15 protein-coding genes are annotated in these 26686 nt (G+C 70.8%); 4 read left to right on the forward strand and 11 right to left on the reverse strand.

The window, feature by feature from the left end; all coding sequences use genetic code 11:
• Positions 1 to 89: 89 nt before the first annotated feature.
• From gyrA to MD221_RS03210, 11 genes are all read right to left on the reverse strand, one after another.
• Positions 90 to 2711 carry a DNA gyrase subunit A gene (gene gyrA / locus MD221_RS03160; protein WP_242107760.1) on the reverse strand — a complete coding sequence of 874 codons (2622 nt, stop codon included), beginning with the start codon at positions 2709 to 2711 and terminating at the stop codon, positions 90 to 92.
• A 377-nt stretch (positions 2712 to 3088) separates the two neighbouring features.
• The gene (gene mtnA, locus MD221_RS03165; protein WP_242107761.1) at positions 3089 to 4147 is read right to left on the reverse strand and encodes an S-methyl-5-thioribose-1-phosphate isomerase; all 1059 of its coding nucleotides are present in this window, start codon (positions 4145 to 4147) and stop codon (positions 3089 to 3091) included.
• 75 nt (positions 4148 to 4222) lie between these two features.
• Complete coding sequence (locus MD221_RS03170; protein WP_242107762.1) at positions 4223 to 4975, reverse strand: DUF3011 domain-containing protein; 753 nt, start codon at positions 4973 to 4975, stop codon at positions 4223 to 4225.
• 133 nt (positions 4976 to 5108) lie between these two features.
• The gene (epmA, locus tag MD221_RS03175; RefSeq protein WP_242107763.1) at positions 5109 to 6098 is read right to left on the reverse strand and encodes an EF-P lysine aminoacylase EpmA; all 990 of its coding nucleotides are present in this window, start codon (positions 6096 to 6098) and stop codon (positions 5109 to 5111) included.
• A 40-nt stretch (positions 6099 to 6138) separates the two neighbouring features.
• Positions 6139 to 6624 carry a GNAT family N-acetyltransferase gene (locus tag MD221_RS03180; protein ID WP_242107764.1) on the reverse strand — a complete coding sequence of 162 codons (486 nt, stop codon included), beginning with the start codon at positions 6622 to 6624 and terminating at the stop codon, positions 6139 to 6141.
• Between the two features lie 28 nt (positions 6625 to 6652).
• Positions 6653 to 8749, reverse strand: a complete 2097-nt coding sequence (gene ligA / locus MD221_RS03185) for an NAD-dependent DNA ligase LigA (protein ID WP_242107765.1) — start codon at positions 8747 to 8749, stop codon at positions 6653 to 6655.
• A 54-nt stretch (positions 8750 to 8803) separates the two neighbouring features.
• The gene (locus MD221_RS03190) at positions 8804 to 9553 is read right to left on the reverse strand and encodes an SDR family NAD(P)-dependent oxidoreductase (protein ID WP_242107767.1); all 750 of its coding nucleotides are present in this window, start codon (positions 9551 to 9553) and stop codon (positions 8804 to 8806) included.
• Positions 9554 to 9875: 322 nt separating this feature from the next.
• A complete protein-coding gene (gene zipA / locus MD221_RS03195) occupies positions 9876 to 10634 on the reverse strand; it encodes a cell division protein ZipA (protein WP_242107769.1) in 759 nt (252 codons plus the stop codon).
• A gap of 104 nt (positions 10635 to 10738) precedes the next feature.
• Complete coding sequence (gene smc, locus MD221_RS03200) at positions 10739 to 14254, reverse strand: chromosome segregation protein SMC (protein ID WP_242107771.1); 3516 nt, start codon at positions 14252 to 14254, stop codon at positions 10739 to 10741.
• Between the two features lie 312 nt (positions 14255 to 14566).
• Positions 14567 to 15472, reverse strand: a complete 906-nt coding sequence (locus MD221_RS03205) for a right-handed parallel beta-helix repeat-containing protein (protein WP_242107772.1) — start codon at positions 15470 to 15472, stop codon at positions 14567 to 14569.
• A gap of 551 nt (positions 15473 to 16023) precedes the next feature.
• Entirely contained in the window at positions 16024 to 19773 is a 3750-nt protein-coding gene (locus MD221_RS03210) for a PAS domain-containing protein (protein WP_242107774.1), read from the reverse strand.
• Between the two features lie 276 nt (positions 19774 to 20049).
• Here MD221_RS03210 and MD221_RS03215 point away from each other — a divergent pair, with 276 nt between their 5' ends.
• The 4 genes from MD221_RS03215 to MD221_RS03230 all read left to right on the forward strand — a co-directional run bounded on the left by MD221_RS03215 (position 20050) and on the right by MD221_RS03230 (position 26671).
• Positions 20050 to 21009, forward strand: a complete 960-nt coding sequence (locus MD221_RS03215) for a LacI family DNA-binding transcriptional regulator (protein WP_242107776.1) — start codon at positions 20050 to 20052, stop codon at positions 21007 to 21009.
• Positions 21010 to 21142: 133 nt separating this feature from the next.
• Positions 21143 to 23524 (forward strand): glycoside hydrolase family 65 protein, encoded by a 2382-nt coding sequence (locus MD221_RS03220; protein ID WP_242107778.1) that lies wholly within the window; start codon positions 21143 to 21145, stop codon positions 23522 to 23524.
• Positions 23521 to 24189, forward strand: coding sequence for a beta-phosphoglucomutase (gene pgmB, locus MD221_RS03225; RefSeq protein ID WP_242107780.1), 669 nt, complete (start codon positions 23521 to 23523; stop codon positions 24187 to 24189). The genes MD221_RS03220 and pgmB overlap by 4 nt, the downstream gene beginning before the upstream one ends.
• 61 nt (positions 24190 to 24250) lie before the next feature.
• Positions 24251 to 26671 carry a TonB-dependent receptor gene (locus tag MD221_RS03230; RefSeq protein ID WP_242107781.1) on the forward strand — a complete coding sequence of 807 codons (2421 nt, stop codon included), beginning with the start codon at positions 24251 to 24253 and terminating at the stop codon, positions 26669 to 26671.
• Positions 26672 to 26686: the final 15 nt, after the last annotated feature.

Here is a 26686-nt window from a genome sequence, read left to right on the forward strand (position 1 = left end):
CCTGCAAAATCATGGCCGGGACGGAGCCCGGCCATGATTCCCCGTGCGCATCGTAACGCCGGCGCCCGCCGAGGCGGTACGCCCGCGTGTCAGTTCTGCGTCTGCGGTCGCTCTTCCCCGGGCGCCTGCCCATCCTGCGCCTGCCCCTCGCGCGCCGGCTCCCCGCCGGCCGCCGCGTCCTCGTCCAGCGAGGCGTCCACGCGCTCCAGGGCCTGCAGGCTCTCGTTCTCGGCCAGGCGCATCAGGGTCACGCCCTGGGTGTTGCGGCCGACCTGGGAGATTTCCGCGGCACGGGTACGCACCAGGGTGCCGCCGTCGGAGATCAGCAGCACCTCGTGGTGGTCGCTGAGCTGGATGGCGCCGATCAGCTTGCCGTTGCGGGCGCTGGTCTGGATCGCGATCACGCCCTGCGTGCCGCGGCCCTTGCGCGGGTATTCCTCCAGCGGCGTGCGCTTGCCGTAGCCGCGTTCGCTGGCGGTGAGGATGTCGCCCTCGCCGTCGACCACGATCAGGCTCACCACCGTTTCGCCGGCCGCCAGGCGGATGCCGCGCACGCCGGTGGCGGTACGGCCCATCGCGCGCACCTCCTGCTCGGCGAAGCGCACCGCCTTGCCGTTGCTGGCGAACAGCATCACGTCGCGGGAGCCGTCGGTCAGCGCGACGCCGACCAGGGCGTCGCCCTCGTCGAGGTTGATGGCGATCTTGCCGCGCTGCAGGCGATAGGCGAACTCGGTGAGCGCGGTCTTCTTGACCGTGCCGTTGCGGGTGGCGAACAGCACGTAATGGCGGTCGTCGTACTCGCGCACCGGCAGCACCGCCTGCACCTTCTCGCCCTCCTCCAGCGAGATCCAGTTGACGATCGGACGGCCGCGCGCGTTCGGCCCGGCGTCCGGCAGCTGGTGCACCGGCAGCCAGAACACGCGGCCGGAGCTGGTGAAGGTGAGCAGCGTGTCGTGGGTGTTGACCAGCCACAGCTGGTCGATGAAATCCTCGTCCTTGGTCGCGGCGGCGTTGCGGCCGCGGCCGCCGCGCCGCTGGGCGCGGTAGGCGGTGGCCGGCTGGCGCTTGGCGTAGCCGGCGTGCGAGAGCGTCACCACCACGTCCTCGGGCGCGATCAGGTCGAGGATGTCGAGGTCTTCCTCGCTGGCGCGGATCTCGCTGCGGCGGGCGTCGCCGAACTCTTCCTTGAGGTTGCGCAGCTCGGTGCGGATCACCTCGAGCAGCACGTCGGGGTTTTCCAGGATCTCGATCAGGCCGCGGATCGTCTCCAGCAGCTGGCGGTATTCGTCGGTGAGCTTGTCCTGCTCCAGGCCGGTCAGGCGGTGCAGGCGCATCTCCAGGATCTGCTGCGCCTGGGTCTCGGTGAGCTGGTAGTTTCCATCCACCAGGCCGACGCCGGCCGGCAGGTCCTCCGGCCGCGAGGCGTCGCTGCCGGAGGCGGCCAGCAGCGTGGCCACCAGGCCCGGCTCCCAGGTGCGCGCCAGCATGCGCTCGCGCGCCTCGTTGGGGTTGGCCGAGGTCTTGATCAGCTCGATCATCTCGTCGATGTTGGCCAGCGCGACGGTCAGGCCTTCGAGCACGTGGGCGCGCGCGCGCGCCTTGCGCAGGTCGAAGATGGTCCTGCGCGTGACCACCTCGCGGCGGTGGCGGACGAAGGCCTCGAGGATCTGCTTGAGGTTGAGCAACTGCGGGCGGCCGTCGACCAGCGCCACCATGTTGATGCCGAACACCGACTCCATCTGCGTCTGCTGATAGAGGTTGTTGAGCACCACCTCGGCCGAGTCGCCGCGCTTGACCTCGATGTAGATGCGCATGCCGTCCTTGTCGGACTCGTCGCGCAGCTCGCTGATGCCCTCGAGCTTCTTCTCCTTGACCAGCTCGGCGATCTTCTCGATGAGCCGGGCCTTGTTGACCTGGTACGGGATCTCGGTGACGACGATCGCCTCGCGGCCGCTGTCGGTCAGCTCGACCTCGGCGCGCGCGCGCATGCGCACGCGGCCGCGGCCGGTGCGATAGGCCAGGTGGATGCCGCCGACGCCGTTGATGATGCCGGCGGTGGGGAAATCCGGGCCCGGGATGTACTGCATCAGGCCGTCGATGTCGATCGCAGGATCGTCGATCAGCGCGATCAGCGCGTCGATCACTTCCGAGAGGTTGTGCGGCGGGATGTTGGTCGCCATGCCGACCGCGATGCCGGCCGAACCGTTGACCAGCAGGTTCGGGAACCGCGTCGGCATGACCGTCGGTTCGAGCTCCTTCTCGTCGTAGTTGGGCTGGAAATCGACGGTCTCCTTGTCGATGTCGGCCATCAGCTCGTGGGTCAGGCGCGACATGCGCGCCTCGGTGTAGCGCATCGCCGCCGCGCTGTCGCCGTCGACCGAACCGAAGTTGCCCTGCCCGTCCACCAGCAGATAGCGCAGCGAGAAGGGCTGGGCCATGCGCACCAGGGTGTCGTACACCGACTGGTCGCCATGCGGGTGGTACTTGCCGATCACGTCGCCGACGATGCGCGCCGACTTGTAGTAGGGCTTGTTGCTGTGCGCGCCCAACTCGTTCATCGCATACAGGACGCGGCGATGCACCGGCTTGAGGCCGTCGCGGACGTCGGGAAGCGCGCGCCCAACGATCACGCTCATGGCGTAATCCAGGTAGCTGCGGCGCATCTCGTCCTCGAGATTGACGGGGATGATTTCCTTGGCGAGTTCGGCCATTACGAGCCTTTGCAGTGGTTCATTCGGGTGGTTCGCGGAAGGCGCGGCGGGCGGGCCGGAGAGCGCTTTCCAAGCGGTTCGCAGAACCCTGGAATTCTACCACGAAACGGCATCCGAACGGATACCGATTCCCCGCAGGAAACAAGCACTTGCGGGTGTTTTTCGAGATGCTTTTCGGCCTGCCGCGGGAGCGCGCCGCGATGCCGGCACATGGCCCGCCGGCCTGCCGCCGCGGGAACTCTCCGTTGGGCCAGTCACGACGCGCGGGCTTCGGGCGAAGCCGCGATTCCGGCGGCGGGTTCGGGCTTGCGCGGAGGCTTCCATCGCGCGAACGCGACAACGTCCGGCGTCTGCATGCCGGCTCCGGGCCAGCTTCCTCAGCCGAACATCGCCCGCATCGAAGCGGGGGCCGGGCGCTCCACCACGCCCTTCTCGGTGACGATGGCGTCGATCAGCTCGGCCGGGGTGACGTCGAACACCGGGTTCCAGGCGCGGATGCCCTCGGCCACGGTGCGGGTGCCGGACACGCCTAGCAGCTCGCCCGGATCGCGCTCCTCGATCTCGATCAGATCGCCCGAGGCGGTGTCCATGTCCACCGTCGACGAGGGCGCGGCGACCATGAACTTGCGGCCATGGTAGCGCGCGGCGATGGCCAGCTGGTAGGTGCCGATCTTGTTGGCGACGTCGCCGTTGGCGCAGATGCGGTCGGCGCCGACCACCACCCAGTCGATGTCGCCGTGCTTCATCAGGTGCGAGGCGGCGGCGTCGGCGATCAGCGTGGCGTCGATGCCGTCCTGCTGCAGTTCCCAGACCGTCAGCCGCGATCCCTGCATCCAGGGCCGGGTCTCGTCGGCGAACACCTTGCCGATCCGCCCCTGCGCGACGCCGGCGCGGATCACGCCGAGCGCGGTGCCGAAGCCCGCGGTGGCCAGCGAGCCGGTATTGCAGTGCGTGAGCACGCCGCTGCCGGGCGCGATCAAGCCGGCGCCGAGTTCGCCCATGCGGCGGTTGGCGGCCAGGTCCTCGTCGGCGATCGCCTGCGCCTCGCGCTCGACCGCTTGCCGCCAGTCCACGCCCGCGGCCGCCAGCGCGCGGCGCATGCGTGCCAGCGCCCAGGCCAGGTTCACGGCGGTGGGACGCGCGGCGTTGAGCCGCTGCAGGGCCGGCTCGACGGCGGCCAGGGCCTGCTGGCCGCTTGCGGCGGCGGCCGTGCGCGCGGCCAGCACCACGCCCCAGGCGGCGGCGATGCCGATGGCGGGCGCGCCGCGCACGGCCAGGTCGCGAATCGCCGCGGCGACGGCATCGCTGTCGGCGCAACGCAGGTACTCCACCGCGAACGGCAGCTTGCGCTGATCCAGGAGTTCGAGCGCATCGCCGGTCCAGCGGATCGGACGGATGCGGTCGTAGCGGTCGAAATCGAAACTGTGCTCAGGCATGCCGCCATTGTAGCCGGGAGCGTCGGGGCTCCGGCGGCATGCCTGTTGCCGCAGGCCTGCTACGGCCGACGGCGCTCAGCGCCAGCGGCCGTCGCCCACCTCGAACTCGGCGCGGCAGCCGCCCGACACCCAGATCACGTCACGGCCCGTGCCCCAGTCGCGGCCTTCGCGGCACTCGCGGTCGGACAGCTTGCGCACCAGGCGCACCCCGCCGCGCGTATCGGCGCGGCAATGCTGCAGTTGCCGGTCGTAGGACTCGCAGCGCACCGTGCGGGTGCCGCCGCCCCAACCGCCGCCGCCCCCGCTGCCGCGTCCGACTTCGAATTCGGCGCGGCAGCCACCCGATACCCAGATCACGTCGCGGCCGGTGCCCCAGTCGCGGCCCTCGCGGCATTCGCGGTCGGACAGCTGGCGCACCAGGCGCACGCCGCCGCGCGTGTCGGCGCGGCAATGCTGCAGTTGCCGGTCGTAGGACTCGCAGCGCACCGTGCGGACGCCGCCGTTGCCCCAGCCACCGCCACCGCCGCCGCCCCAGCCGCCGCCGTTGCCGCGTCCGACTTCGAATTCGGCGCGGCAACCGCCGGACACCCAGATGCTGTTGCGGCCGTAGCCCCAGTCGCGGCCCTCCCGGCACTCGCGGTCGGAGAGCTGGCGCACCAGGCGCACGCCGCCGCGGGTATTGACGCGGCACTCCTGCCGCTGCCGGTCGTAGGACTCGCAGCGCACCGTGCGGTTGCCGCCATTGCCCCAGCGGGCGTCGTCTCTGTAGCCCGATTGCGCGGACGCGCAGGCCGAGGCCAGCAGGCCGGCACCGAGAACCGCCAACATTCCGAAGACTTTACGCATGGTCCCCACCTCGTCCGGTTTGATGCCGGACACTCTCGCGCGTCCAGCATGAATACGTGCTCAATTTTTCATTGCTTCCCTGTGACGTGAAGCCTCCATTCAGGCGTAAGCGTTTTCAGGATGCCGGGAAATCGAACGCGATCACATCGCCGATCCGCTCCGTGCCGAGCATCGCCATCAGCAGGCGGTCGGTGCCCAGGGCGACCCCGGCGCAGGCCGGCATCCCCGACCGCAATGCCGCCAGCAGGGCTTCGTCCAGCGGCGGCAAGGGATCGCCGCGCTCGGCGCGCAGCGCGTGGTCGCGTTCGAAGCGCCGCCGCTGCTCGCCGGCATCGAGCAGTTCGTGATAGCCGTTGGCCAGTTCCAGCGGGCCGAGGTAGAGCTCGAAACGCTCCGCCGCCGGCGCCTCGCCCTCGCGCACGCGCGCCAGCGCGCACTGCGTCGGCGGATAGTCGTACACGGCCAGCAGCCGGTCGCGCGGAAAGGACGGCTGCAGGCGATGGGTCATGAGCAGGTCGAGCCAGTCGTCGCGGCGCAGGCCGCGCGGATCGATCTCGACCTCGCCCAGCGCCGCGCGCAGCGCGCGCTCGCCATCGCGCAGCGGGTCCACCCCAAGGCGCTCGCGATAGAGATCGCGATAGGCGATCTTCTCCACGCAAGCCGTCCTGCCGACCAGTCCCAGCAGCCGCTGCACCAGCGCCGCGGTTTCCTCGATCAGGCGCAGGTGGTCCCAGCCCAGCCGGTACCACTCCAGCATGGTGAATTCCGGGTTGTGGCGCGCTCCGGCCTCGCCGTCGCGGAACACCCGCCCGAGTTCGTAGCAGTCGCCGATGCCGGCGGCCAGCAGCCGCTTCATCGCGAACTCGGGCGAGGTGCGCAGCCAGCGCGTGCGCGGCGCGCCGTCGACGCGGCCGGAGAAGCGCAGCGAGAACGAGGCGATGTTCGGATCGGTATTGCCGGCGCGCGAGAGGATCGGCGTTTCCACTTCCAGCACGCCGCGCTCGGCGAAGAAGGCGCGGATTTCGGCGTTGGATCGCGCGCGCAGGCGCAGGGCCTCCGGCGAGGCGCTCGGCCGCCAATCCTCAACGGGCTCGATTCCGGCCATCAGTGGCCGCTCGACCGGAGGTTGCCGGCAGCCGAGGCGATCATGCCGCCACGCCCTGCCGAGCGGCCGGCAGCGCCAGGGTCAGCAGGTCGCGGGCCTCGTCGCGATAGCCGAGCCGCAGGTAGAGCCCGCGCGCGGCCGCGTTGTGCCGGTTCACCTCCAGGCGCATGCGCCGCGCGCCGCGGTCGGCGGCACGCCGCTCGAGCAGCGACAGCGACTGCCTGCCCCAGCCACGCCCGCGCGCGGACGGCGCCAGGTACAGCTCGTCGAGCAGCGCGTAGCGGCCTCCCTGCTCGATGCTGAAACAGGCCGTGACGATGGCGTACCCCGCCACGTTCCCGTCCTCGTCGAGCCACAGCAAGGCCTCCCCATTGGCCGGGTCGGCCAGCAGCGCGTCGATGCCGCGGCGCACCCGGGCCTCGTCGAACTCGATCCGGTCCTCGGCGTAGAACGCGCGCATCAGCGCGATCAGCAGCGCGGCGTCCGCCGCGGTGGCCGGGCGAAAATCCAGTGGCGTGTCGGGCATGCTCGGTTCTCCATCGCCGCGCGGCGGCTCAATGCTCGGCCAGGAACGCCAGCAGCCTGGCCTCGTCCCAAATCTCCAGCTCGAGCTCCTGCGCCTTGGCCAGCTTCGAGCCGGCCGCCTCGCCGGCGATCACGATCCCGGTCTTCTTGGAGACGCTGCCGGAGACCTTTGCGCCCAGGGCCTCGAGTTTCGCGCCGGCCTCGTCGCGGCTCATCGACGCCAGGCCGCCGGTGAGCACCACGGTCGTGCCCGCCAGCGGGCCTTCGCTGGCCCGGCGCGGCGCGCTCTCCGTCCAGTGCACGCCGGCCGCGCGCAGCGCGGCGATCACCTCGCGGTTGTGCGGCTCGGCGAAGAAATGGGCGATGCGCGCGGCCACGATCGGGCCGACGTCGGGCACCGCCACCAGTTCCTCCTCGCCGGCGGCGACGAGCGGGTCGAGCGAGCCGAAATGCCGCGCCAGGGTCTTGGCCGTGCTTTCGCCGACGTCGCGGATGCCCAGCGCGTACAGCAGGCGCTCCAGCGTGGTGTTGCGGCTGGCGTCGATCGCGGCGATCAGGTTCTCGGCCCACTTGCTGGCGACTTTGCCGGCTTTCACCGTCTCGGGCGTGGTGCCGTCGCGTTCGTCGGCGCGGCGCTTCATCTCCAGCAGGTCGTCGAGCCGCATCCGGTAGAGATCGGCGACGGTGTGCACGTAGTCGAATTCGACCAGCGCGGTGATGAAGCGCTCGCCCAGACCCTCGATGTCCATGGCGCGGCGCGAGGCGAAATGGAACAGCGCCTGGATCCGCTGCGCCGGGCAGAACAGCCCGCCGGTGCAGCGCGCCACCACCTCGCCCTCCTCGCGCTCGACCGCCGAACCGCAGACCGGGCAGGCGCCGGGCAGCCGGTACGGGGCGTGCTGCGGGTTGCCGCGCTTGTCCAGCGGACGCCGCTCCTCGACCACGCGCACCACTTCCGGTATCACGTCGCCGGCGCGGCGCACGATCACCGTGTCGCCCACGCGCACGTCCAGCCGCGCGATCTGGTCGGCGTTGTGCAGGGTGGCGCGGCTGACGGTCACGCCGCCCACGTGCACCGGCTTGAGCAGCACCCAAGGCGTCACCGCGCCGGTGCGCCCGACATTGACCTCGATCGATTCGACCGTGGTCATCTCCTCCTGCGCCGGATACTTGTGTGCCAGCGCCCAGCGCGGCGCGCGCGAGACGAAGCCCATGGCGCGCTGCTGGTCGTAGCGGTCGAGCTTGTAGACCACGCCGTCGATGTCGTACGGCAGCGTGTCGCGCTGCGCGCCGATGCGCGCGTAGTAGTCGAGCACGCCCCCTACGCCGCTGGCGACTTCCACCTGCGGACAGACCGGCAGGCCGAGCTCGCGCAGCCAGGCCAGCGTCCGCGAATGCGTTGCCGGCAGACTGCCGCCCTTGCCGAACACGACCTCGCCCAGGGCATAGGCGTAGAAGCGCAGCGGCCGCCTGGCGGTCACGCGCGGATCGAGCTGGCGCAGCGACCCCGCGGCGCCGTTGCGCGGATTGGCCAGGGTCTTCTCGCCGTGCTCGAGCGCCCAGGCGTTGTAGCGCTCGAAGTCGGCGCGCGGCATGAACACTTCGCCGCGCACCTCCAGGACCTCGGGCAGGGATTTGCCGCGCAATCTCAGCGGAATGGCCTTGACCGTGCGCAGGTTGACGGTCACCTCCTCGCCGGTGGCGCCGTCGCCGCGGGTGGCGCCGCGCACGAAGGCGCCGTTCTCGTAGCGCAGGCTGATGGCCAGGCCGTCGAGCTTGGGCTCCACCGAGAACGCCGGGTTCTCGTCGCCGGTTTCCTTGCCGATGCGGGCGACGAACTCGCCCACCTCCTCGTCGCTGAAGGCGTTGGCCAGCGACAGCATCGGCACCGCGTGGCGAACCTCGGCGAACTTGGCCGAGGGGCTGTTGCCCACGCGCTGGGTGGGCGAATCCGGATCGACCAGGTCCGGGTGCGCCGCCTCCAGCGCCTCCAGCTCGCGCATCAGCCGGTCGTACTCCGCGTCCGGGATGCTGGGATCGTCGAGCACGTGGTAGCGGTGGTTGGCGTCCTCGACCAGGCGACGCAGTTCGGCGATACGGGCGGCGGGCGCGGAGGCTTTGCTCATGGACGGATTCTATTCCGTCCGCGCGCCCAGCGGTCCGCCGCTCGGCGCTCCCGGTCAGCGCTCCTGGTCGGTCGGCCGGATCAGCACCTCGTTGACGTTCACGTGCGCGGGCCGGCTGACGCAGAACACGATGGTGTCGGCGATGTCGCCCGGCTGCAGTTGCCGCAGGCCGTCTGCCCAGGCGTTGATCGTGTCCTTGGTCTCGGCGTGGCCGATGTGCTCGCGCAGTTCGGTCGCCACCAGTCCCGGCTCGATGACGCTGACGCGGATGTTGTCGCGGTAGACCTCGCGCCGCAGCGCCTCGGAGAACGCCACCACGCCGAACTTGGTCGCCGAGTAGGCCGCCGCCATCGGATTGGCGATGCGGCCGGCGGTGGAGGCGATGTTGACGATGTGGCCGTCGCGTCGCGCGCGCATGCCGGCCAGCGCGGCCTGGGTGGAGGCGATCAGGCTCAGCACGTTCAACTCCAGCATGCGCCGCCAGCGGCCGAGGTCGGCTTCGGCCACCGGCTCCAGGTACATCACGCCGGCATTGTTGACCAGGATGTCCAGGCGCCCGTAATGGGCCTCGGTGTCGGCGACGATGCGCTGCGCCTGGCGCTCGTCCAGCAGGTCGGCTTCCAGCACCAGCGGTTCGGCGCCGGCCTGGACGAGCCGGGCGGCCAGGGCGTCGAGCCGGTCGCGGCGTCGCGCGGCGATGGCGACCTTGGCGCCGGCGTCGGCCAGGGCCAGCGCGGTGGCCTCGCCGATGCCGGAGGATGCGCCGGTGACCAGGGCCACGCGGCCTTCGAGACGAATGGACATGCGGTTTCTCCTCGCGATCGTGGGGAATGCTCGATGCCTGCCGCGGCATCCGGCGGCGACATGCGCGGAAATGGCACCGGCGGCCGCGTTTCGGCGGGCCGGCGGTGACTGGCGGATGCTCCGGGGCGAGCGCTCGGGCGAAACGCCGACGCCGCCGTCGCGACGACTATACCCGCGGGATGCGCCCGCCCGGATCGCGGGCCGGCGGGGACTGCAGGATCGGATAACGATCCTGCAGGAATGGATTTTTCCGGCGGGGTTTCAGCCGTCTCGTCGGCAGGATCGGCAGGCGGGATCGGCCGGCCGGCGCCGGGCCTGGCGATTACCAGCGCGGGCTGCGCGTGATCGGCGGCGACTCGTGCTGGCGGTCGTAGGTGCGCAGTTCCTCGCGCAGGTGCGCGATGCGCTGGCGACCGAGCGCGTTGCGCTGCTCGTCGAGCAGCACACCGTCCAGCAGTTCGGCCATGCGCTGCGCCGTCGGCTCCATCTTCTCCCAGGCGTCGAGCGCCGGGATCGGCGCCGGCAGGGTCAGGAAGAAGGCGATCGCCGGCGTTTCCAGCGCCTGGATCTCGCTCATCTCGAAGCTGCCCGGCTTCTTGATGTTGGCCACGCTGAAGATCGGGCCGCGCTCGGGATGGCCGTCGATCAGGCGATGGAAGACGTTCATGTGGCCGTAGGTCAGCCCCGCCTTCTCGGCAGCCACCACGATGTCCGGCCCGCGCAGCTGCTGCCCCGCGCGCGCGGCGACGTAGAGGGTGACGATCTTGTCGAAATCCTCGCTCTCGCGCTTGCCCAGCTCGCTGGCCGCCGCCGCCCGGATGCCGCCGCCGACGGTGCGGTCGAGCAGCTCCATCTCCGACTGCACGACCGCCTCGCTGCTGTAGTCGGGCGCCTGCTGCTCCAGCTCGTTCTCCAGCTGCGCGCCCAGGGTGGGCTCCATGCGCGCCGCGCTGTCGCGCTCCTCGGCCTTCAGGCGACGCCCTTGCCCCGGCTTGCGCGGCCGGCCGAAGAAATAGATCGCGGCGATCAGCACGATGCCGACGACGAGGATTCCGAGACGAAGCAGCCAGGCGTCGGACATCGCTTATCTCCTTACGGCGCTAGGAGCCGGACACGGGGGACAAACACGAACGATACCGCATCGCGCCGGGAGCTTCCCGGCCCTGCAGGCAAAGCGCCCCGCCATCAAGCCGCTCCCGCCAGGCGCGCGGCCTCGGCCAGGTCCACGGACACCAGGCGGCTCACGCCGGGCTCGCGCATGGTCACGCCGCTGAGCTGGTGCGCGGCCTCCATCGTGGCCTTGTTGTGGCTCACGAACAGGAACTGCACGTGCTCGCTCATTTCCGAGACCATGGCCGTGAAGCGGCCCACGTTGGCCTCATCCAGCGGCGCGTCGACCTCGTCCAGCAGGCAGAACGGCGCCGGGTTGAGGCGGAAGATCGCGAACACCAGCGCCACGGCCGTCATCGCCTTCTCGCCGCCGGAGAGCAGCGAGATGTTGGACACGCGCTTGCCGGGCGGCCGCGCCATGATCGCCACGCCGGTGTCGAGCAGGTCCTCGCCGGTCAGCTCCAGGTAGGCGTGCCCGCCGCCGAACAGGCGCGGATAAAGCTCCTGCACGCCGGAATTGACGCGGTCGAAGGTGTCCTTGAAGCGGCCGCGGGTCTCGCGGTCGATCTTGCGGATCGCGTCCTCCAGCGTCTCCAGGGCGGTGGTGAGGTCGGCGTCCTGGGCGTCGAGGTAGTCCTTGCGCTGCGCGGCCTCGGCGTGTTCCTGGATCGCGGCCAGGTTGACCGGCTCCAGGCGCCGCAGCTTGGCGTCGAAATCGGTGACGGTCTTCTCCCAAACCGCCACGTCGGCGTCGGCCGTCAGGCCGGCGATCACGTCCTCGAGCACGAAGCCGGCCTCGACCACGGCCGCGGTCAGCTGCTCGGCCTTGATCGCCAGCGCCTGCTGGTCGAGCTTGCGCTGCGAGATCGCCTCGCGCTGCGCCAGCGCCTGTTCGTCGCGCTGGTGGCGGATCTGCTCGAAGCTGCGCAGCTCGTTGTCGACGCCCTCCAGTGCGGCGCGGGCGGTGCCCAGCGCCTTTTCCGCCAGCACGCGCTGTTCGAGCGCCGCCTGGCGCTGCTGTTCGAGCGCCGCCACCGGGCTGTCGCCCTCGGAGAGCTGGGCCGAAAGCTCGCTCAGGCGCGAATCGAGCTGGCCGCGCTGGCCGCCCATGCGCTGCAGCGCCTGCATCAGCGCCGCCACCTGGGTGCGCTGGGATTCCAGCGTCAACGCCAGCGCGTGCGCGGTATCGCGCGATTCGCGCGCCTTGGTGCGCGCCGCGTCGCGGGTCTCGGCCAGGACCTTGCGCTCGCCTTCCAGCGCCTGGCGCGTGCCTTCCAGCTCGCCCATGCGCGAGACGGCGTCCTCGAGTTTCGCGCGGGCCTCGCGCAGCTGGTCGCGGCTGCTGTCCAGGGTCTCCAGCAATTGCGCGGTCTCGGCATCGATCTTCTCGATGCGGCCGCGCGCCGAATCCAGGCGCCCCTGCTGGCTCTGCAATTGCCCGGCGAGTTCGGACACGCCGCGATGCCCGAGGTAGACGGCGCGCTGCGCGTCCTCGCGCTGCTGCTCGGCGGCGAGCAGGCGGTCTCGCCAGGCGCTGATGCCGCGCTCCAGCTCGTGTTCGCGCTGCGACAGCGTCTCGATCTCGGTGCGCAGCGCCTGGATCTCGCGCTCGCGCAGCAGCGCGCCCTGCTTGGCCGCGCCAGAGCGCAGTACGCGCACCCAGCCGGCGCCCAGGCGTTCGCCGTGGCGGGTGATCACCGAATGATCGGCGTGCCCGCCGTCGCCCAGCTCGGCCTGCAGCGCGCGGGCCTCGGCCAGGGTCTCGGCGACGTGCAGCTTGGCCAGCAGGCGACGGATCGCCAGCGGCCCCTGCACCTTCGCCGCCAGCGAGGTAGGCGCGAAATCGCCGTCCCCGCCCTGCGGGGAGACCAGGGCCAGGCGTCCCTCGCCCAGGTCGCCGAGCGCGTCCACCAACGTCTCCGGGCTGTCCACCAGCACGCCCTCGATCAACTGGCCGAGCGCGCCCTCGACGGCGTTCTCCCAGCCGGATTCGACTTGCAGGCGTTCGCCGACGCGGGCGGCATCGTCCAGTCCGCGCTGGCGCAGCCATTCCACCGCCGCGCCCTGCTCCTGGCCCAGGGCCGCATGCTGCAGGGTCTCCAGCGAGGCCAGCCGGCCGCGCTTCTCCTGCGCCTGCCGGCGCACACTCGCCAGCTCGTCCTGCGCCGCGCGCTGCTGGTCCTGCAGCTCGACCACGGCGTGCTTGCGCGCTTCCAGGTCCTCGGCGAGGGTGTCGAGCGATCCCTTCTGCTCGTCGTGCTGCGACTGCAGGGTCTCGAAGGCCTGCGCCAGCGTGTCCAGGTCATAGGCGGCGCGCTCGCCGGCCAGCTGCTCGCGGCGGCGGTCGGCCTCGAAGGCCTGGCGGTCGAGATAGCCGACGCGGGTGCGCTCGACGTCGCCCGCGCGAGCGGCCTCGGCCGCCTCGCGCGCGTGTCCGTCCCAACGCTGCTGCCAGTCGGCCAGCGCCGCCTCGGCGTCGCGCAGCGCGTCCTGGTGCACCTCGTCGTTGGCCTGCAGCTCCGCCAGTTGCGGCTCGGCCTCGGCGATGGCCGCATGCAGGCTCTGCAAGCGCGTGTCGTCGCCCAGGATGTGCTCGCCCAGTTCGGCCAGCGCCGCCTCGGCCTCGTCGCGGGCGCGCTGCAGGCGCTCGGTCATCTCGCGCTGGTGGGCGATCTGCTGCTCCACGCGCGCCAGGGTGCCGCCGACCTCGTAGCTCTCGGCCTGCGCCTTGTTCAAGGCCTCCACCGCTTCCTCGCGGCGGACGCGGCCGGTCTCGATCTCGCGCTCGGCCTCGCGCTGCTCGGCGATCAGCTGCTGCAGGCGCGTCTCTTCCTGCGACAGGCCCTCGCGCAGTCCCTGCAGCTGGGCGTCGAGGCCGCGGAATTCCAGGGCCTTCCACTCCGCGTCCTTGATCTTGCGCTCGGCCTGGATCGCCGTGTACTGCTCGGCCTGGCGCGCCTGGCGCTTGAGGTGCTCGAGCTGCTTGCCGACCTCCTCGCGCAGGTCGTTGAGGCGGTCGAGGTTCTCGCGGGTGTGGCGGATGCGGGTCTCGGTCTCCTTGCGGCGCTCCTTGTACTTGGAGATGCCGGCGGCCTCCTCCAGGTACACGCGCAGGTCCTCGGGCCGGGCTTCGATGATCTGGCTGATCATGCCCTGCTCGATGATCGAGTAGCTGCGCGGGCCCAGGCCGGTGCCCAGGAACAGGTCGGTGATGTCGCGGCGGCGGCACTTGGCGCCGTTGAGGTAGTAGTTGCTCTGCCCGTCGCGGCTGACCTGGCGCTTGACCGAGATCTCGTTGAAGGCGGCGTACTCGCCGGCGATCGTGTGGTCGGAGTTGTCGAAGATCAGCTCGACGGTCGCCTGCGACACCGGCTTGCGCGCCGAGGAGCCGGAGAAGATCACGTCGGTGAGCGAATCGCCGCGCAGGCGGCTGGCCGAGCTCTCGCCCATCACCCAGCGCACGGCATCGATGATGTTGGACTTGCCGCAGCCGTTCGGCCCCACGATGCCGGTCATGTTGGCCGGCAGGTGCAGCGTGGTGGGATCGACGAAGGATTTGAAGCCGGACAGCTTGATGGTGGACAGGCGCATGCGACGGACGGATAGCCTCTGCAGCGCCCCAAGGGATTGCGCCGCACAATTGAATTCTTGGTTTTATGGATGCAGCCAACTTATTGATTTGGCTGGCGATATGGGGCAAAAGAGCCGTAATCGCGGACGAGTATACCGGCCATGCCGGCGTTCCGGGGAATCCGTGGACCCCGCCTCAAATCCGCCGCATGCCCCGGCAATGCCGCGCCCGCCCTGGCCCGGCCGCCGCCGTCGCGGCGCCGGCCGGACCGAGCCCCGGTCCCTGGCGGACCGGGGTCGGCGGATCGTCCGGATGTCCCGCCGGCCGCCCGCTCAACGCGTGGTCAGGGTGCCGGTCGGATTGCCGTCGACCGTGTTGCCGGTGACGCGGTTGCTGCCGAAGGACAGCAGGTCGCCGCCGCTGGCCGAGAGCAGGCCGTTCTGGTTGCCGGTGATCAGGTTCTGCGAGATCACCACGCTGGCCAGCCCGCCTTCGGACTTCACGCCCGCGGCGCTGGCGTTGCCGATGCCGTTGAGGGTGATCTGCGAGCTGTCGATGCTCATCTCCGATGCCTGGGAACCGCTCAGCGCCAGCAGGCCGACGCCGGCGTTGTTCGTGACCAGGCTGTCGCGCACGGACACGTCGCTCCTGTCGTCGGCGCGCAGGCCGAACTTGTTGTTGCTCAGGGTCACGTTGCTCAGCGACACCCGCGCCGCGCCGGAAGCGCCCGGCTGCACCAGGATTCCGCCGCCGTTGATGTTGTTGGTGATCAGGCTGTCGACGACCACCAGCCGGCTCGTGCCGCCGGGAATGAACAGCACGCCGTTGCCGCCGGCGCCGCTGAAGTCGTGGATCTTCACGTTGTCGATGATCAACGCCGCGCCGGCGAGGAAACGCACGCCGTTGAGCCCGGTGCCCGAGCCGTCGATGCTGATGTTGGTCAGCTTGACCACGTCGTTCACGCCGGCATTGACCACCACGCCCGTGGTCGCGGAGGCGAGGATGCTGCCGTGGATGCCGCCGCCGTCGATGGTGATGGCCTTGGTGATGGTGACCGTGCCGAAGCCGCCCGGGTCGAGCACGCTGATCACGCCCTTGGCCGCGGTCTTGGAGATCGCGCCGGCGAAGGTCTTGCAAGGCGCGGTACGGCTGCAGGGATTGACGTCGTCCCCTACGCCCGATACCCAGGTCCGCGTCGCCTGCGCGAAGGCGCCGGTACTTCCCAGAAGCAGCAGCATCGACAGTGCGATGCTCCCCATGGCTCGCAACATTTTGCTGTTCATAGATCCCCCAAGATAACGATGATGGATGTCGAATTTCCGTCTCGCACACAACCTCCGGGACGACCGGACCTCTGCAGAGATCGCCGCCTCCTTCCGTCTGGTCATTGCCCCCGAAGCCCCCGGGGCGCGGCTTGTCGCCGAGTTCGCCCCTCGGCAAAAATGATAGGACCAATCGGCTGCCTGTCGAGGTGCCGACGCCGCCAGCCGACGTACGGTAGGTACGGCTAAGAATCGCTATCCCACCCTCCGGAGACCGGCATTGCCGATGTCCGCGCGCCTCTCGACGGGCGTCGAGATTTTCCGTGACGCGCTAGCGCTTCTTGTTTTCGGCTCTGAACTCTTTCCGGCGACCGCGCCCGGCCATCGTGCGTGCGGGCGAGGCCGCGCGCGCGGATCGGCGCGACTGCCGAAAACGGCGTTTAGCCCGCCTTACCGCCGCTCCGTTCGGGCGGCGCGGCCGGCCTCCGGAGACGGGCGCATGCCGCGATCCCGCGGCGGCGGCGTGCTCAGAGTACCGCCAGCAGCGGCAGCGGCCGCCCGATGACGTAGCCCTGGGCCTGGTCGATGCCGATCTCGCGGACCAGCTGCAGCGTCGCCTCGTCCTCGACCTGCTCGGCCACCGTGCGCGCGCCCAGGCGCCGGGCGATGCTGTTGATCGATTCGACGATGGCGCGGTCCACCGGATTGCCGACGAGCTGGCGCACGAAGCTGCCGTCAATCTTGATCGTGTCCACCGGAAACTGGCGCAGGTAGGCGAACGAGCTCAGCCCGGTGCCGAAGTCGTCCAGGGTGATGCCGCAGCCGGCCGCGCGCGCGCGTTCGATGAAGGCCACCGCCGAGGAGAAGTTCTCGATCAGCGCGGTCTCGGTGATCTCCAGGTGCAGGCGCTGCGGCGGCAGCTGCGAGGCGTCGAGCTCGGCCTTGAGGAAATCCCACAGGGTCGGGTCGTCGAGCGAGTTCGCCGAGAGGTTGATGGCGATGGTGATGTCGTCGGCCGCGCGCAGGCGCGCGCCCTCGCCGTGCAGGGCGTTGCGCACCACCCAGCGGTCGAGCCGGTCCATCAGGCCGAAGCGTTCGGCGGCGGGAATGAACTCGCCCGGCGGCACGATACGGCCCTTCTCGTCGCGCATGCGCAGTAGGATCTCGTAGGAGCGCGCCATCGGCCGGTCGGCCTGCAGGCTGCGGATCTCCTGCGCGTACAGGCAGAAGCGCCCGGTATCGATGGCGTCGCGGATGTTGGCCGCCACCTTGATGTCGCGGCGGTAGCGCTGCGCGGGCCCGTGCGGCTCCTCCTCGTAGACGACCACGTGGCTGCGGCCGCGGGCCTTGGCGACGTAGCAGGCGGCATCGGCCTGGCTGAGCAGGTCGTCGGGCGCGAGGATGTCGCCGTAGACCGCCGTCAGGCCGATGCTGGCGCCCACCTCGTAGCGCCGGCCGTCCCAGCGGAAGCGCAAGGTGGAGATGGCCTCGGTCAGCTGCCTGGCGATGGCCTCGCTCTCGGCGAGGTTGCAGTCGCGCAGCAGCAGCGCGAACTCGTCGCCGCCCAGCCGCGCCACCATGTCCTGGCTGCGGGTACGGTAGCGCAGCAGGTCGCCGACCTCGCGCAGCAGCGCATCGCCGGCGGTATGGCCGGCGCTGTCGTTGACGATCTTGAAGCGGTCCAGGTCCAGGAAGCAGACCGCATGCCGGCGTCCCTGCTCGTCGGCCTCGGCGATGGCCTCGCGCAGCTCCTGCTCGAAGGCGCGGCGGTTGGGCAGAGCGGTCAGGCTGTCGTGGTTGGCATGGTGCTCCAGCGTGCGGCGAAGCGCGCGCGCCTGGCTGGCGTCCTTGAAGATCAGCACGGCGCCGATGGTCTCGCCGGTCGTGGTCTTCACCGGCGCCGCCGAGGACTGCACGTCGATGCAGTTGCCGTCGCGCGCGAGCAGCACCGCGTCGCCCTGCTGGTAGCGCGGCTGCATCAGCCGCAGGCATTCGCCCACCGGGTCGGGAAGCGCGCAGCCCTGGCTGTCGTCGATGGTGATGAACACCTCGCGCACCGGGCGGCCGATGGCGTCGGCGAAGCCCCAGCCCGTCAGCGCCTCCGCGATCGGGTTCATGAAGGTGATCGCGCCCTGCGGATCGGTGCAGACCACCGCGTCGCCGATCGAGTCCAGCGTGATGCGCAGGCGCTCCTTTTCCTCGTAGAGCGCGCCTTCCAGGTGCTTCTGGTCGCTGATGTCCCACTGCAGCCCGATCGCCCGGACCGGCGCGCCCGCCTCGTCGCGTATCACCCGCGCCAGCGAACGCACGTGGCGGACGGCGCCGTGGCGCCCCTCGACGATGCGGTAGTCCTCGCTGAAGGTCGAGGTGCGCTCGATCGCGGCCCGGATCGAGGCCGCCACGCGCTCGCGGTCGTCGGCGTGGATGTAGCCGATCCAGGCCTCCAGCGTGCCGTCGTACTCGCCCGGGTCGCGGCCGTAGATCTCGTAGATGCGCTCATTCCAGGCGCATGCGCCGGTCGCGAAATCCTGCTCGAAGATGCCGATGCCGCCGGCGGCGACCGCCAGCTGCAGGCGCTCGTTGGCGAGCGCGAGCCCGGTTTCGTTGTGCTTCTGGTCGGTGACGTCGACGATGACGCCGATGCAGCGCGCCGGCTCTCCCGCCTCGTTGCGGAAGACCTGCGCCAGGCTGTGCACGTGGCGGATTTGGCCGTCGGCGCGGCGGATGCGGTAGACCGCGTCGGCGGGACATCCCTGCGTCGCCGCGCGCGACCAGACCTCGTCCATGCGCGCGCGATCGTCCGGATGGATGGTGGACTGCCACAGTCCCACGCTGTCCTGGAACAGCGCCCAGTCGTTGTCGGCGCCGCCGGCCTGGACGGCCGCCAGCTCCGCTTCCCGCCCGAAGATCTCGAAGACCTTGCGCGTGGCCAGGGTGCGGCCGCCCGGCAGCACCATGTCGTAGGTGCCGATCCGCGCCGCCTCGGTGGCCAGCGTCAGCCGCTCGGAGGCGGCCGCCAGTTCCGCCTCGGTCCGCTTCTCCCCGCTCACGTCGATCAGCACGCCGACATAGCGCGACGGCCGGCCCTCGGCGTCGAGATGGACGGTCGCCAGCTCGTGGACGTGGCGCACCTCGCCATCCGGCTGGCGGATGCGGTACTCGATGTTGCGCGGACAGCCGGTGGTGACCGAGGCGCGCCAGCTCGCGTGCATGCGCGCGTAGTCCTCCGGGTGCACGGCCGCCAGCCAGCGCGCGTCGGAATACTGGAACAGGCCCCAGTCCTCGCCGATCCCCGGAACGCCGGCTTCCCGCGCCTCCAGCGGCGCCAGCGCGAAGATCTCGAAGACCTTCGGCGAGGCCAGCGTGTAGCCCGGCGCGCCGGCGCTGGGCAGCTGCACGTCGAAGATGCCGATCCGCCCGGCGTCGGCGGCCAGCTTCAGGCGCTGGTTGGCCGACGACAGGTCGATCTGCGCCTGCTTCAGCGCGGTGACGTCGGCGGTGATGCCGGCCACGTGCATCGGCGTGCCGTCGGCCGCGCGCCGGATGACCTTGCCGCGCGTATGCAGCCAGCGCCAGTCGCCGTCCTTGTGCTGCCAGCGGGCGGTGTGCTCGTAGTCGGCGATCTCGCCGCAGCGGATCCGCCGCGCGATCTCGTCGGCCTCCGCGCGATCGTCGGGATGCAGCAGTTGCGTCCAGTCCTGCAGGCCCTCGCCCACGTCGCAGGCGTCGTAGCCGAGCAGCGTGCGCCGCTCTGGATAGTTCCAGACCTGGTTGCTGAGCGGATTCCAGTCCCAGGCATTGAGCTCCCCCGCCTCCACCGCCAGGCTCAGGTACTGCTCCTTCGCCGCCAGCGCCGCCTCGGCCTCCTGCTTGGCGCCGATGTCCACCACCTGCACGACGTAGCACTCGGGATGTCCGCTCCTGCGCTCGCGCAGTACCGCGACGCTGCCGTAGCCCCACAGCGCGCTGCCGTCCTTGCGGATGTACTTGCGCGCGACCCGATAGCGATCCTCGCCGCCGGCGCGCAGCCGCGCCAGCACGGCATCGAGGTCGATGGCCTGGTCGGGATGGACGACATCGTGCAGGCCGAGGCCGATGCACTCCTCGGCGCTATAGCCGAACAGTTCGCGGAATGCAGCGTTGGCGTACAGGCCGCGTCCGTCGAGATCGACCACGATGGTGCCGACCGCCGACTCCTCGACGATCCGGGCGAAATCCGGCGCAGCGGCCAGATCGACGCCGTGGGCAATGTGTTGCGGATTCGCCTTGACGTTCATCCAGCTCCAGCGTGACGACAATCGCGGCCGTTTCTTGACGACGCACCCGAACCACCGGGCGAATATACGCTTTCGCCGCGCATTTGCGCGTATGCGCCGATCCGCCGCCGCGATGTGACGCAGTGCCCGATTCATCCCTGGCCGGCATCCGTTTGGGTAGCATCGGCGCACGGGCTCCGCGCCGCAGCGGAGAGGACAGACGGATCTCCAAGGCTGGTATCGATGACACCGACGCGCAAATCCCCGCGACATGCCCAGCCCGCCGCCGGCCCGACCATGGCCGACCTCGCGCGCCTGGCCGGCGTCTCGGCGATCACCGTGTCCCGCGCCCTGGCCGGCAGCCCGCTGGTGAACCCGGAGACCGCGACCCGCATCAAGGCCATCGCCGAGGCGCAGGGCTATACCTTCAACGTCAGCGCCCGCAACCTGCGCCTGCGCAGCAACCGCACGGTAGCGGTCATCGTCGAGATGAAACCCTCGCCCGACCGGCGCATGTCCGACCCCTACCCGCTGGACCTGCTGGGCGGCATCTCGCAGGAACTCGCCTCGGCCGGCTACTGCGTGCTGCTGTCCACCCGCGCCGGCGGCGATGTCGCTGCCGTGCGCGGCGCCGACGCGGTGATCCTGCTCGGCCAGGGCGCGCACGAGGACGCCGTGGCGGCGGTGGCGCGCTGGCGCCTGCCGATGGTGGTATGGGGCGCGCCGCTGCCGGGCGCCGCCCAGGTCACCGTCGGCAGCGACAACCGCCGCGGCGGCGCGCTGGCGGCCGAGCGCTTCCTGGCGCTGGGACGGCATCGCATCGGCTTCCTGGGCGATACCGCCCACGCCGAGGTGGCCGCACGCCTGGCCGGCTTCGAGGCGGTGCTGTCCGCCCACGGACTCAAGGCGGCGCACGCCAAGCCGGCGGCGTTCACCGTCGCCGCCGGCGCCAAGGCCAGCCATGCCCTGCTCGAGCGCCATCCGCAGGCCGACGCCCTGTTCGCGGCCAGCGACCTGCTGGCCATCGGCGCCGTGCGTGCCCTGACCGAGCGCGGCCGCCGCGTCCCCGAGGACGTCTCGGTGATCGGCTACGACGACACTCCGCTGGCCGCGACCTACGTCCCGGCCCTGTCCTCGGTGCACCAGAACCTGCACGAGGGCGGCGTGCTGCTGGCGCGCAAGGCGCTGGCCCTGGTCGAGGGCCGCGAAGTCGCGTCCGAGACCCTGCCGACCAACCTAGTGGTCCGCGCCACCTGAGCCGGGCCTTGCACGGCTCCGCCCGTTCGGCCGCGGTACCTTGACATCGATAACAATGCCCCTCTAGCGTGCGCGCCAGGCGGTCGGCGCTTCGCCGACCGCAGCAAGCCAACGCCATGACGACGGGGATTGGGTGAACGCAAGACCAGCAGACCCGGCGCACGGCCGGCAGCGCCAGGAGGACCAGGACCGGTTCGCGGCCGAGGCCGCCTGGTCCCTGCGCCAGACCCGTTTCGACCCCGGCGGGCGCGCCCGCGACGAATCGCTCTTCGCCCTGGCCAACGGCTCGCTCGGCGTGCGCGGCAATTTCGAGGAGTCGGTCAGCCCCAGCGACGGCTGCTTCCTGGCCGGCGTCTACGAGCGCCATCCCATCGAGTTCCACGAGCGCCTGCCCGGCTTCGCCCGCAACACCGACACCCGCGTCCCCGTCGCCGACGGCAAGCACATCGCCCTGCTGCTCGACGGCGAGCCCCTGGACACGGCCGCATGCGAATGGCTCGAGTTCGAGCGCACGCTCGACCTGCGCGAGGGCCGCCTGCGCCGCCGCACGCGCCTGCGCACGCCGCAGGGTGCGACGCTGCAGATCGACAGCGAACGCCTGGTCGCGCTCGACGCCGACGTGCTCGGCATCCGCTACCGCGTCAGTTCGATCGACTACACCGGCACGCTCACGCTCGCCTCCACCATCCGCACCGGCCAGCGCCCGGCGCGCCAGGGCGACGATCCGCGCATCGGCGTGGTCGGCAGCCACCGTCTCGACACGCTGGCGGTGGCCGCCGACGCCCGCGTCGCCAGCCTGGCGCAGCGCACCCGTCGCAGCTGCATCTCGCTGTGCTGCGCGCAGGCGCATCGCGCAGGCGACGACGGCCTGCGCTTCCTCGAGGCCGAGGCCGAGGAGCACCGCGTCGTGCAGCGCTTCCGCGCCGAGCTGCGTCCCGGCCAGGGAGTGACGCTGGAGAAGTTCGTCGCCTACGCCCACGGCGAGGAAGGCGCAGGCGATGCCATGGCGCCGGCCGCCGAGGCCATCGCCCTGGCGCTGCGCGCCGCCGAGGACGGCTACGCCGCGCTCTCCGCGGCGCAGTCGGCGCGGTTGTCGGCGTTCTGGCGCGACGCCGACATCGAGGTGGCCGCCGATCCGCGCACCGAACTGTCGCTGCGCTTCAACCTGTTCCACCTGCTGCAGTCGGCCGGCCGCGACGCGCGCAACGGCACCGCCGCCAAGGGGCTGACCGGCGAGGGCTACGAGGGCCACTGCTTCTGGGACACCGAGGTGTTCGTGCTGCCGGTGATGCTGTACACCGCGCCGGAGATCGCGCGCGCCATGCTCGGCTACCGCTACCGCAGGCTTGACGCCGCGCGCGCCAACGCCCGCGAGATGAACCACCCGCGCGGCGCGCTCTATCCCTGGCGCACCATCGCCGGCGCCGAATGCTCCGCGCACTATCCCAGCGGTTCGGCCGCCTACCACATCAACGCCGACATCGCCTACGCGATCGGCCTGTACCTGGACGCCACCGGCGATACCGGCTTCCTCCTCGAGGGCGGCGCCGAGATGCTGTTCGAGACCGCGCGCATCTGGCCGCAGGCCGGGCATTTCGATCCGCTGCGCGGCGGCGCGTTCGGCATCCACGACGTCACCGGGCCGGACGAATACACCGCCCTGGTCGACAACAACTTCTACACCAATCGTATGGCGCAGCGGCACCTGCTGCGCGCGGTGGCGGTGTGGGAGGCGCTGTCCGCCGCGCACCCCGAGGCGCTGCGCGAGCTGGCCGAACGGCTGTCGCTGACGCGCGACGAGATCGAACTCTGGCGCCGCGCCGCCGAGGCGATGCAGCTGCCGGCCGACGAGCGGCTCGGCATCTTCGCCCAGGACGACACCTTCCTGCACAAGCCGCGCTGGGACCTCACCGACCACAGCCACGACCGGCCGCTGCTGCTCGACTTCCATCCCCTCACCCTCTACCGCCACCAGGTCTGCAAGCAGGCCGACGTGGTGATGGCGCTATGCCTGGCCGGCGACGGCTTCGACGCCGCGCGCAAGCGCCGCAGCTTCGACTACTACGAAGCGATCACCACGCACGACTCGACCCTGTCGCCGGCCATCCACGGCATCGTCGCCAGCGAACTCGGGCTGCGCGAGAAGGCCCTGCACTACTTCACCGAGGCGCTGCGCGTGGACCTCGACGACCTGCACGGCAACACCGACCACGGCGTGCACATGGCGGCGATGGCCGGCAGCTGGCTCGGCGTGGCCTGGGGCTTCGCCGGACTGCGCGTGGTCGAGGGCGGGCTTCGCTTCGCCCCGACGCTGCCGCAGGGCTGGCAGGGCTACCGCTTCGGCCTGCACTGGCGCGGACGGCGCCTGCGCGTGCACGTGTCGCGCGAGGGCGTGCGCTATCGGCTGAGCGGCGGCGAAGCGCTGCGCATCGGCCACGGCGACGGCGAGCTCGTGCTGCGGCCCGACACCGACGTTTCCGCCGCGCTGCACGTCCCCGGAACGGGCGGCGCATGAGCGGCCCCGTCTTCCCGCGCCCCTGCCGCGCGCTGATCTTCGATCTCGACGGCGTGCTCACCGACACCGCGCACCTGCACTACCGCGCCTGGAAGCGCCTGGCCGACGAGATCGGCGTGCCGTTCGACGAGCGCGTCAACCTGCGGCTGAAGGGCGTGGACCGCGCCACCTCGCTGGAGATCATCCTCGAGCGCGCCACGCGCGGCTACGGCGACGCGGAGAAGCATGCGCTGGCCGAGCGCAAGAACGGCTACTACCGCGACGCGATCGCCGGCTTCGGCAGGGACGACCTGTTCCCGGGCGTGCCGGCCCTGCTGCATGCGGCGCGCGAAGCCGGACTGCGCACCGCCCTGGCCTCGGCCAGCCGCAACGCTCCCGCCCTGCTCCAGCGCCTGGGCATCGCCGGCGATTTCGACGCCGTCGCCGACCCGGCCAAGGCACGCCCCAAACCCGATCCCGGCCTGTTCCTGGCGGCCGCGGCGGCGCTTGGCGTCGCGCCCGGCGACTGCATCGGCATCGAGGACGCGGCCGCCGGCATCCATGCCATCAAGGCCGCCGGCATGGCCGCGATCGGCATCGGCGATCCGGCCGACCTCGCCGAGGCGGACGCCGTGCTGCCGGCGATCGGCGCGCTGCGCCTGGAGGATTTCGTTTCCAAGACATGACGCGGCGGACAAGACCGCGAAGCCATCACCACAACATCGTCAACTCCGTGGAGGGAGCAACATGAGACACGTCAACACCGTTCGCTACGCGTTGTCCGTCGCCATCGCCGCCGCGCTGCTGCCGACGGCGGCGGCCGCGCAATCGGCGCCCGAACCGGCAGACGCGCCGCCTGCGCAGCAGCCCGCCACGCAGGCGCAGGCGCAGGACCAGGCCACCACCCTCGACACCATCGTGGTCAGCGGCACCGCGCAGTTCAAGGGACTGCGCAAGCGCGACACCAGCTTCTCCATCACCACCGCCACCCCCGAACAGATCCGCGAGGCGGTGCCGCAGAGCACCGCCGACCTGCTCAAGATCGTGCCCGGCGTGTGGGCCGAGTCGACCGGCGGCGGCACCGGCGCCAACATCTTCGTGCGCGGCATGCCCTCCGAGGGCGACGCGCCGTTCGTGACGGTGCAGCTGGACGGCTCGCCGCTGTTCCCGCCGCCGACGCTGTCGTTCCTGGAGAACTCCACGCTGTTCCGCACCGACGACACCGTCGAGCGCCTGGAAGTGCTGCGCGGCGGCTCCAGCCCGATCTTCTCCAACGGCCAGCCCGGCGCCACCGTCAACTTCATCCAGAAGCGCGGCCAGGACGACCCCGAGGGCAGCGTGCGCGTGACCCTGGGCAGCGACAACCTGCGCCGGCTCGACGTCTTCACCGGCGGCAAGCTCGGCGAAGGCTGGTACGCCAGCTTCGGCGGCTTCTACCGCATCACCGACGGCGTGCGCGACCCGCAGTTCCCGGCCGACAACGGCGGCCAGTTCAGCGCCACGCTGAGCCGGCGCTGGGACGGCGGCGAGCTGAACTTCTACGCGCGCCACACCGACGACAACAACGCCTTCTACACCGCGATCCCGCTGCTCTCGCGCAACAACGGCAAGAGCCTGTCCAGCTTCCCCGGGCTGGACGCGCAGTCGGGCACGCTGCTGAGCCGGGACTTCCGCCACGTCAGCCTGCCGGTCGGGCCCGACGGCGAGGTCGTCAAGCGCGACCTGGCCGACGGGCGCGGCATCAACATCGACGTCTTCGGCGGCTCGCTGGACTGGACGGTGGGCGACTGGACCATCAGCGACCACTTCAACCTGATGGGCGGCGACGCGCCGACCAATGCCCTGTTCACCGGCCCGAGCCCGATGTCGATCTCCGACTACATCGCCTCCTTCGGCAGCACCGGCACCGCGACCTACACCAACGGCGGCGGCGCGGTCGACCCGAACCAGCAGGTGCTCACCGCCGGCTGGTGGGTGGTGGACAAGAAGCTGAACTCCTTCACCAACGACCTGCGCTTCAGCCGCGGCCTGTTCGAGGGCAACACGCTCACCTTCGGCGTGTACTACGCCAAGTACTCCTCCAAGGACACCTGGTACCTGGGCAACGACATGCTGCTCACCGCGCAGAACCATGCCCGCCGCATCGACGTGGTGCTCGACGACGGCCGCCGCGTGAGCAAAGACGGCTTCGTCGGCGGCCCGTTCTTCGCGCTGCGCGCCAACTACGACGGCGAGAACACCGCGTTCTTCGTCGCCGACGAGTGGCAGCTCAGCGACCGGCTGCGCCTGGATCTGGGCCTGCGCTACGAGCGGCAGGAGGTCGACGGCATCGTGCACAAGACCGAATCGCGGGACCTGGACGGCGATCCGAGCACGCTCTACGACAACAACGTCTCGGTCTCCGTCGCCGACTTCAACCGCATCGATCAGGACGACGACCACGTCTCCTGGACGGCGGGCCTGAACTTCAAGCTCGACGACAACAACAGCCTGTTCGCGCGCGTGAACTCCGGCTTCAAGTTCCCCGGCTTCGACAACCTGCGCGACGGCCAGACCAAGACCCAGGAGGTCGACCAGTACGAGCTGGGGCTGAAATCCGGTTCCCCGCTCTACGACCTGTACCTGACCGCGTTCTACAACAAGTTCAAGAACTCGCCGTTCCAGGCCTTCGTCGGCGGCAGCAACGTGCTGCGCATGGGCGATTCGCGCGCCTACGGCGTGGAGGTCGAGGGCGCGATCCGCCCGGTCGGCGGCCTGGAACTGGCGCTCACCGGCGTCTGGCTGGACGCGAAATACCGCAACTACGAGGACTTCACCGGCAACCGCGTGATGCGCCAGCCGCGCCAGCAGTTCCGTTTCACGCCGAGCTACTACTGGTCGCTGCCGTTCGGCGACCTGAAGGTGTTCGCCACCTACTCGCGCATCGGCGACCGCTACGCCGACCTGGCCAATGCGCAGCTGCTGCCCTCCTACGAGACGGTGGACCTGGGCGCCAGCCTGCATTACGGCGACCACTGGGAATTCACCGCCAGCGGCAGCAACGTCACCGACGAGCTCGGCCTGACCGAGGGCAACGTGCGCGTGGAAGGCGGCGGCACCGGCGGCGTGTTCCTCGGCCGGCCGATCGCCGGGCGCTCGTATCAGATGTCGGCGGCCTACCGCTGGTAAGCGACGTCGCGCCCC

The sequence above is a fragment of the Luteimonas aquatica genome (assembly GCF_022662575.1).
In the GTDB taxonomy this organism is placed as follows: Bacteria; Pseudomonadota; Gammaproteobacteria; order Xanthomonadales; family Xanthomonadaceae; genus Luteimonas; species Luteimonas aquatica.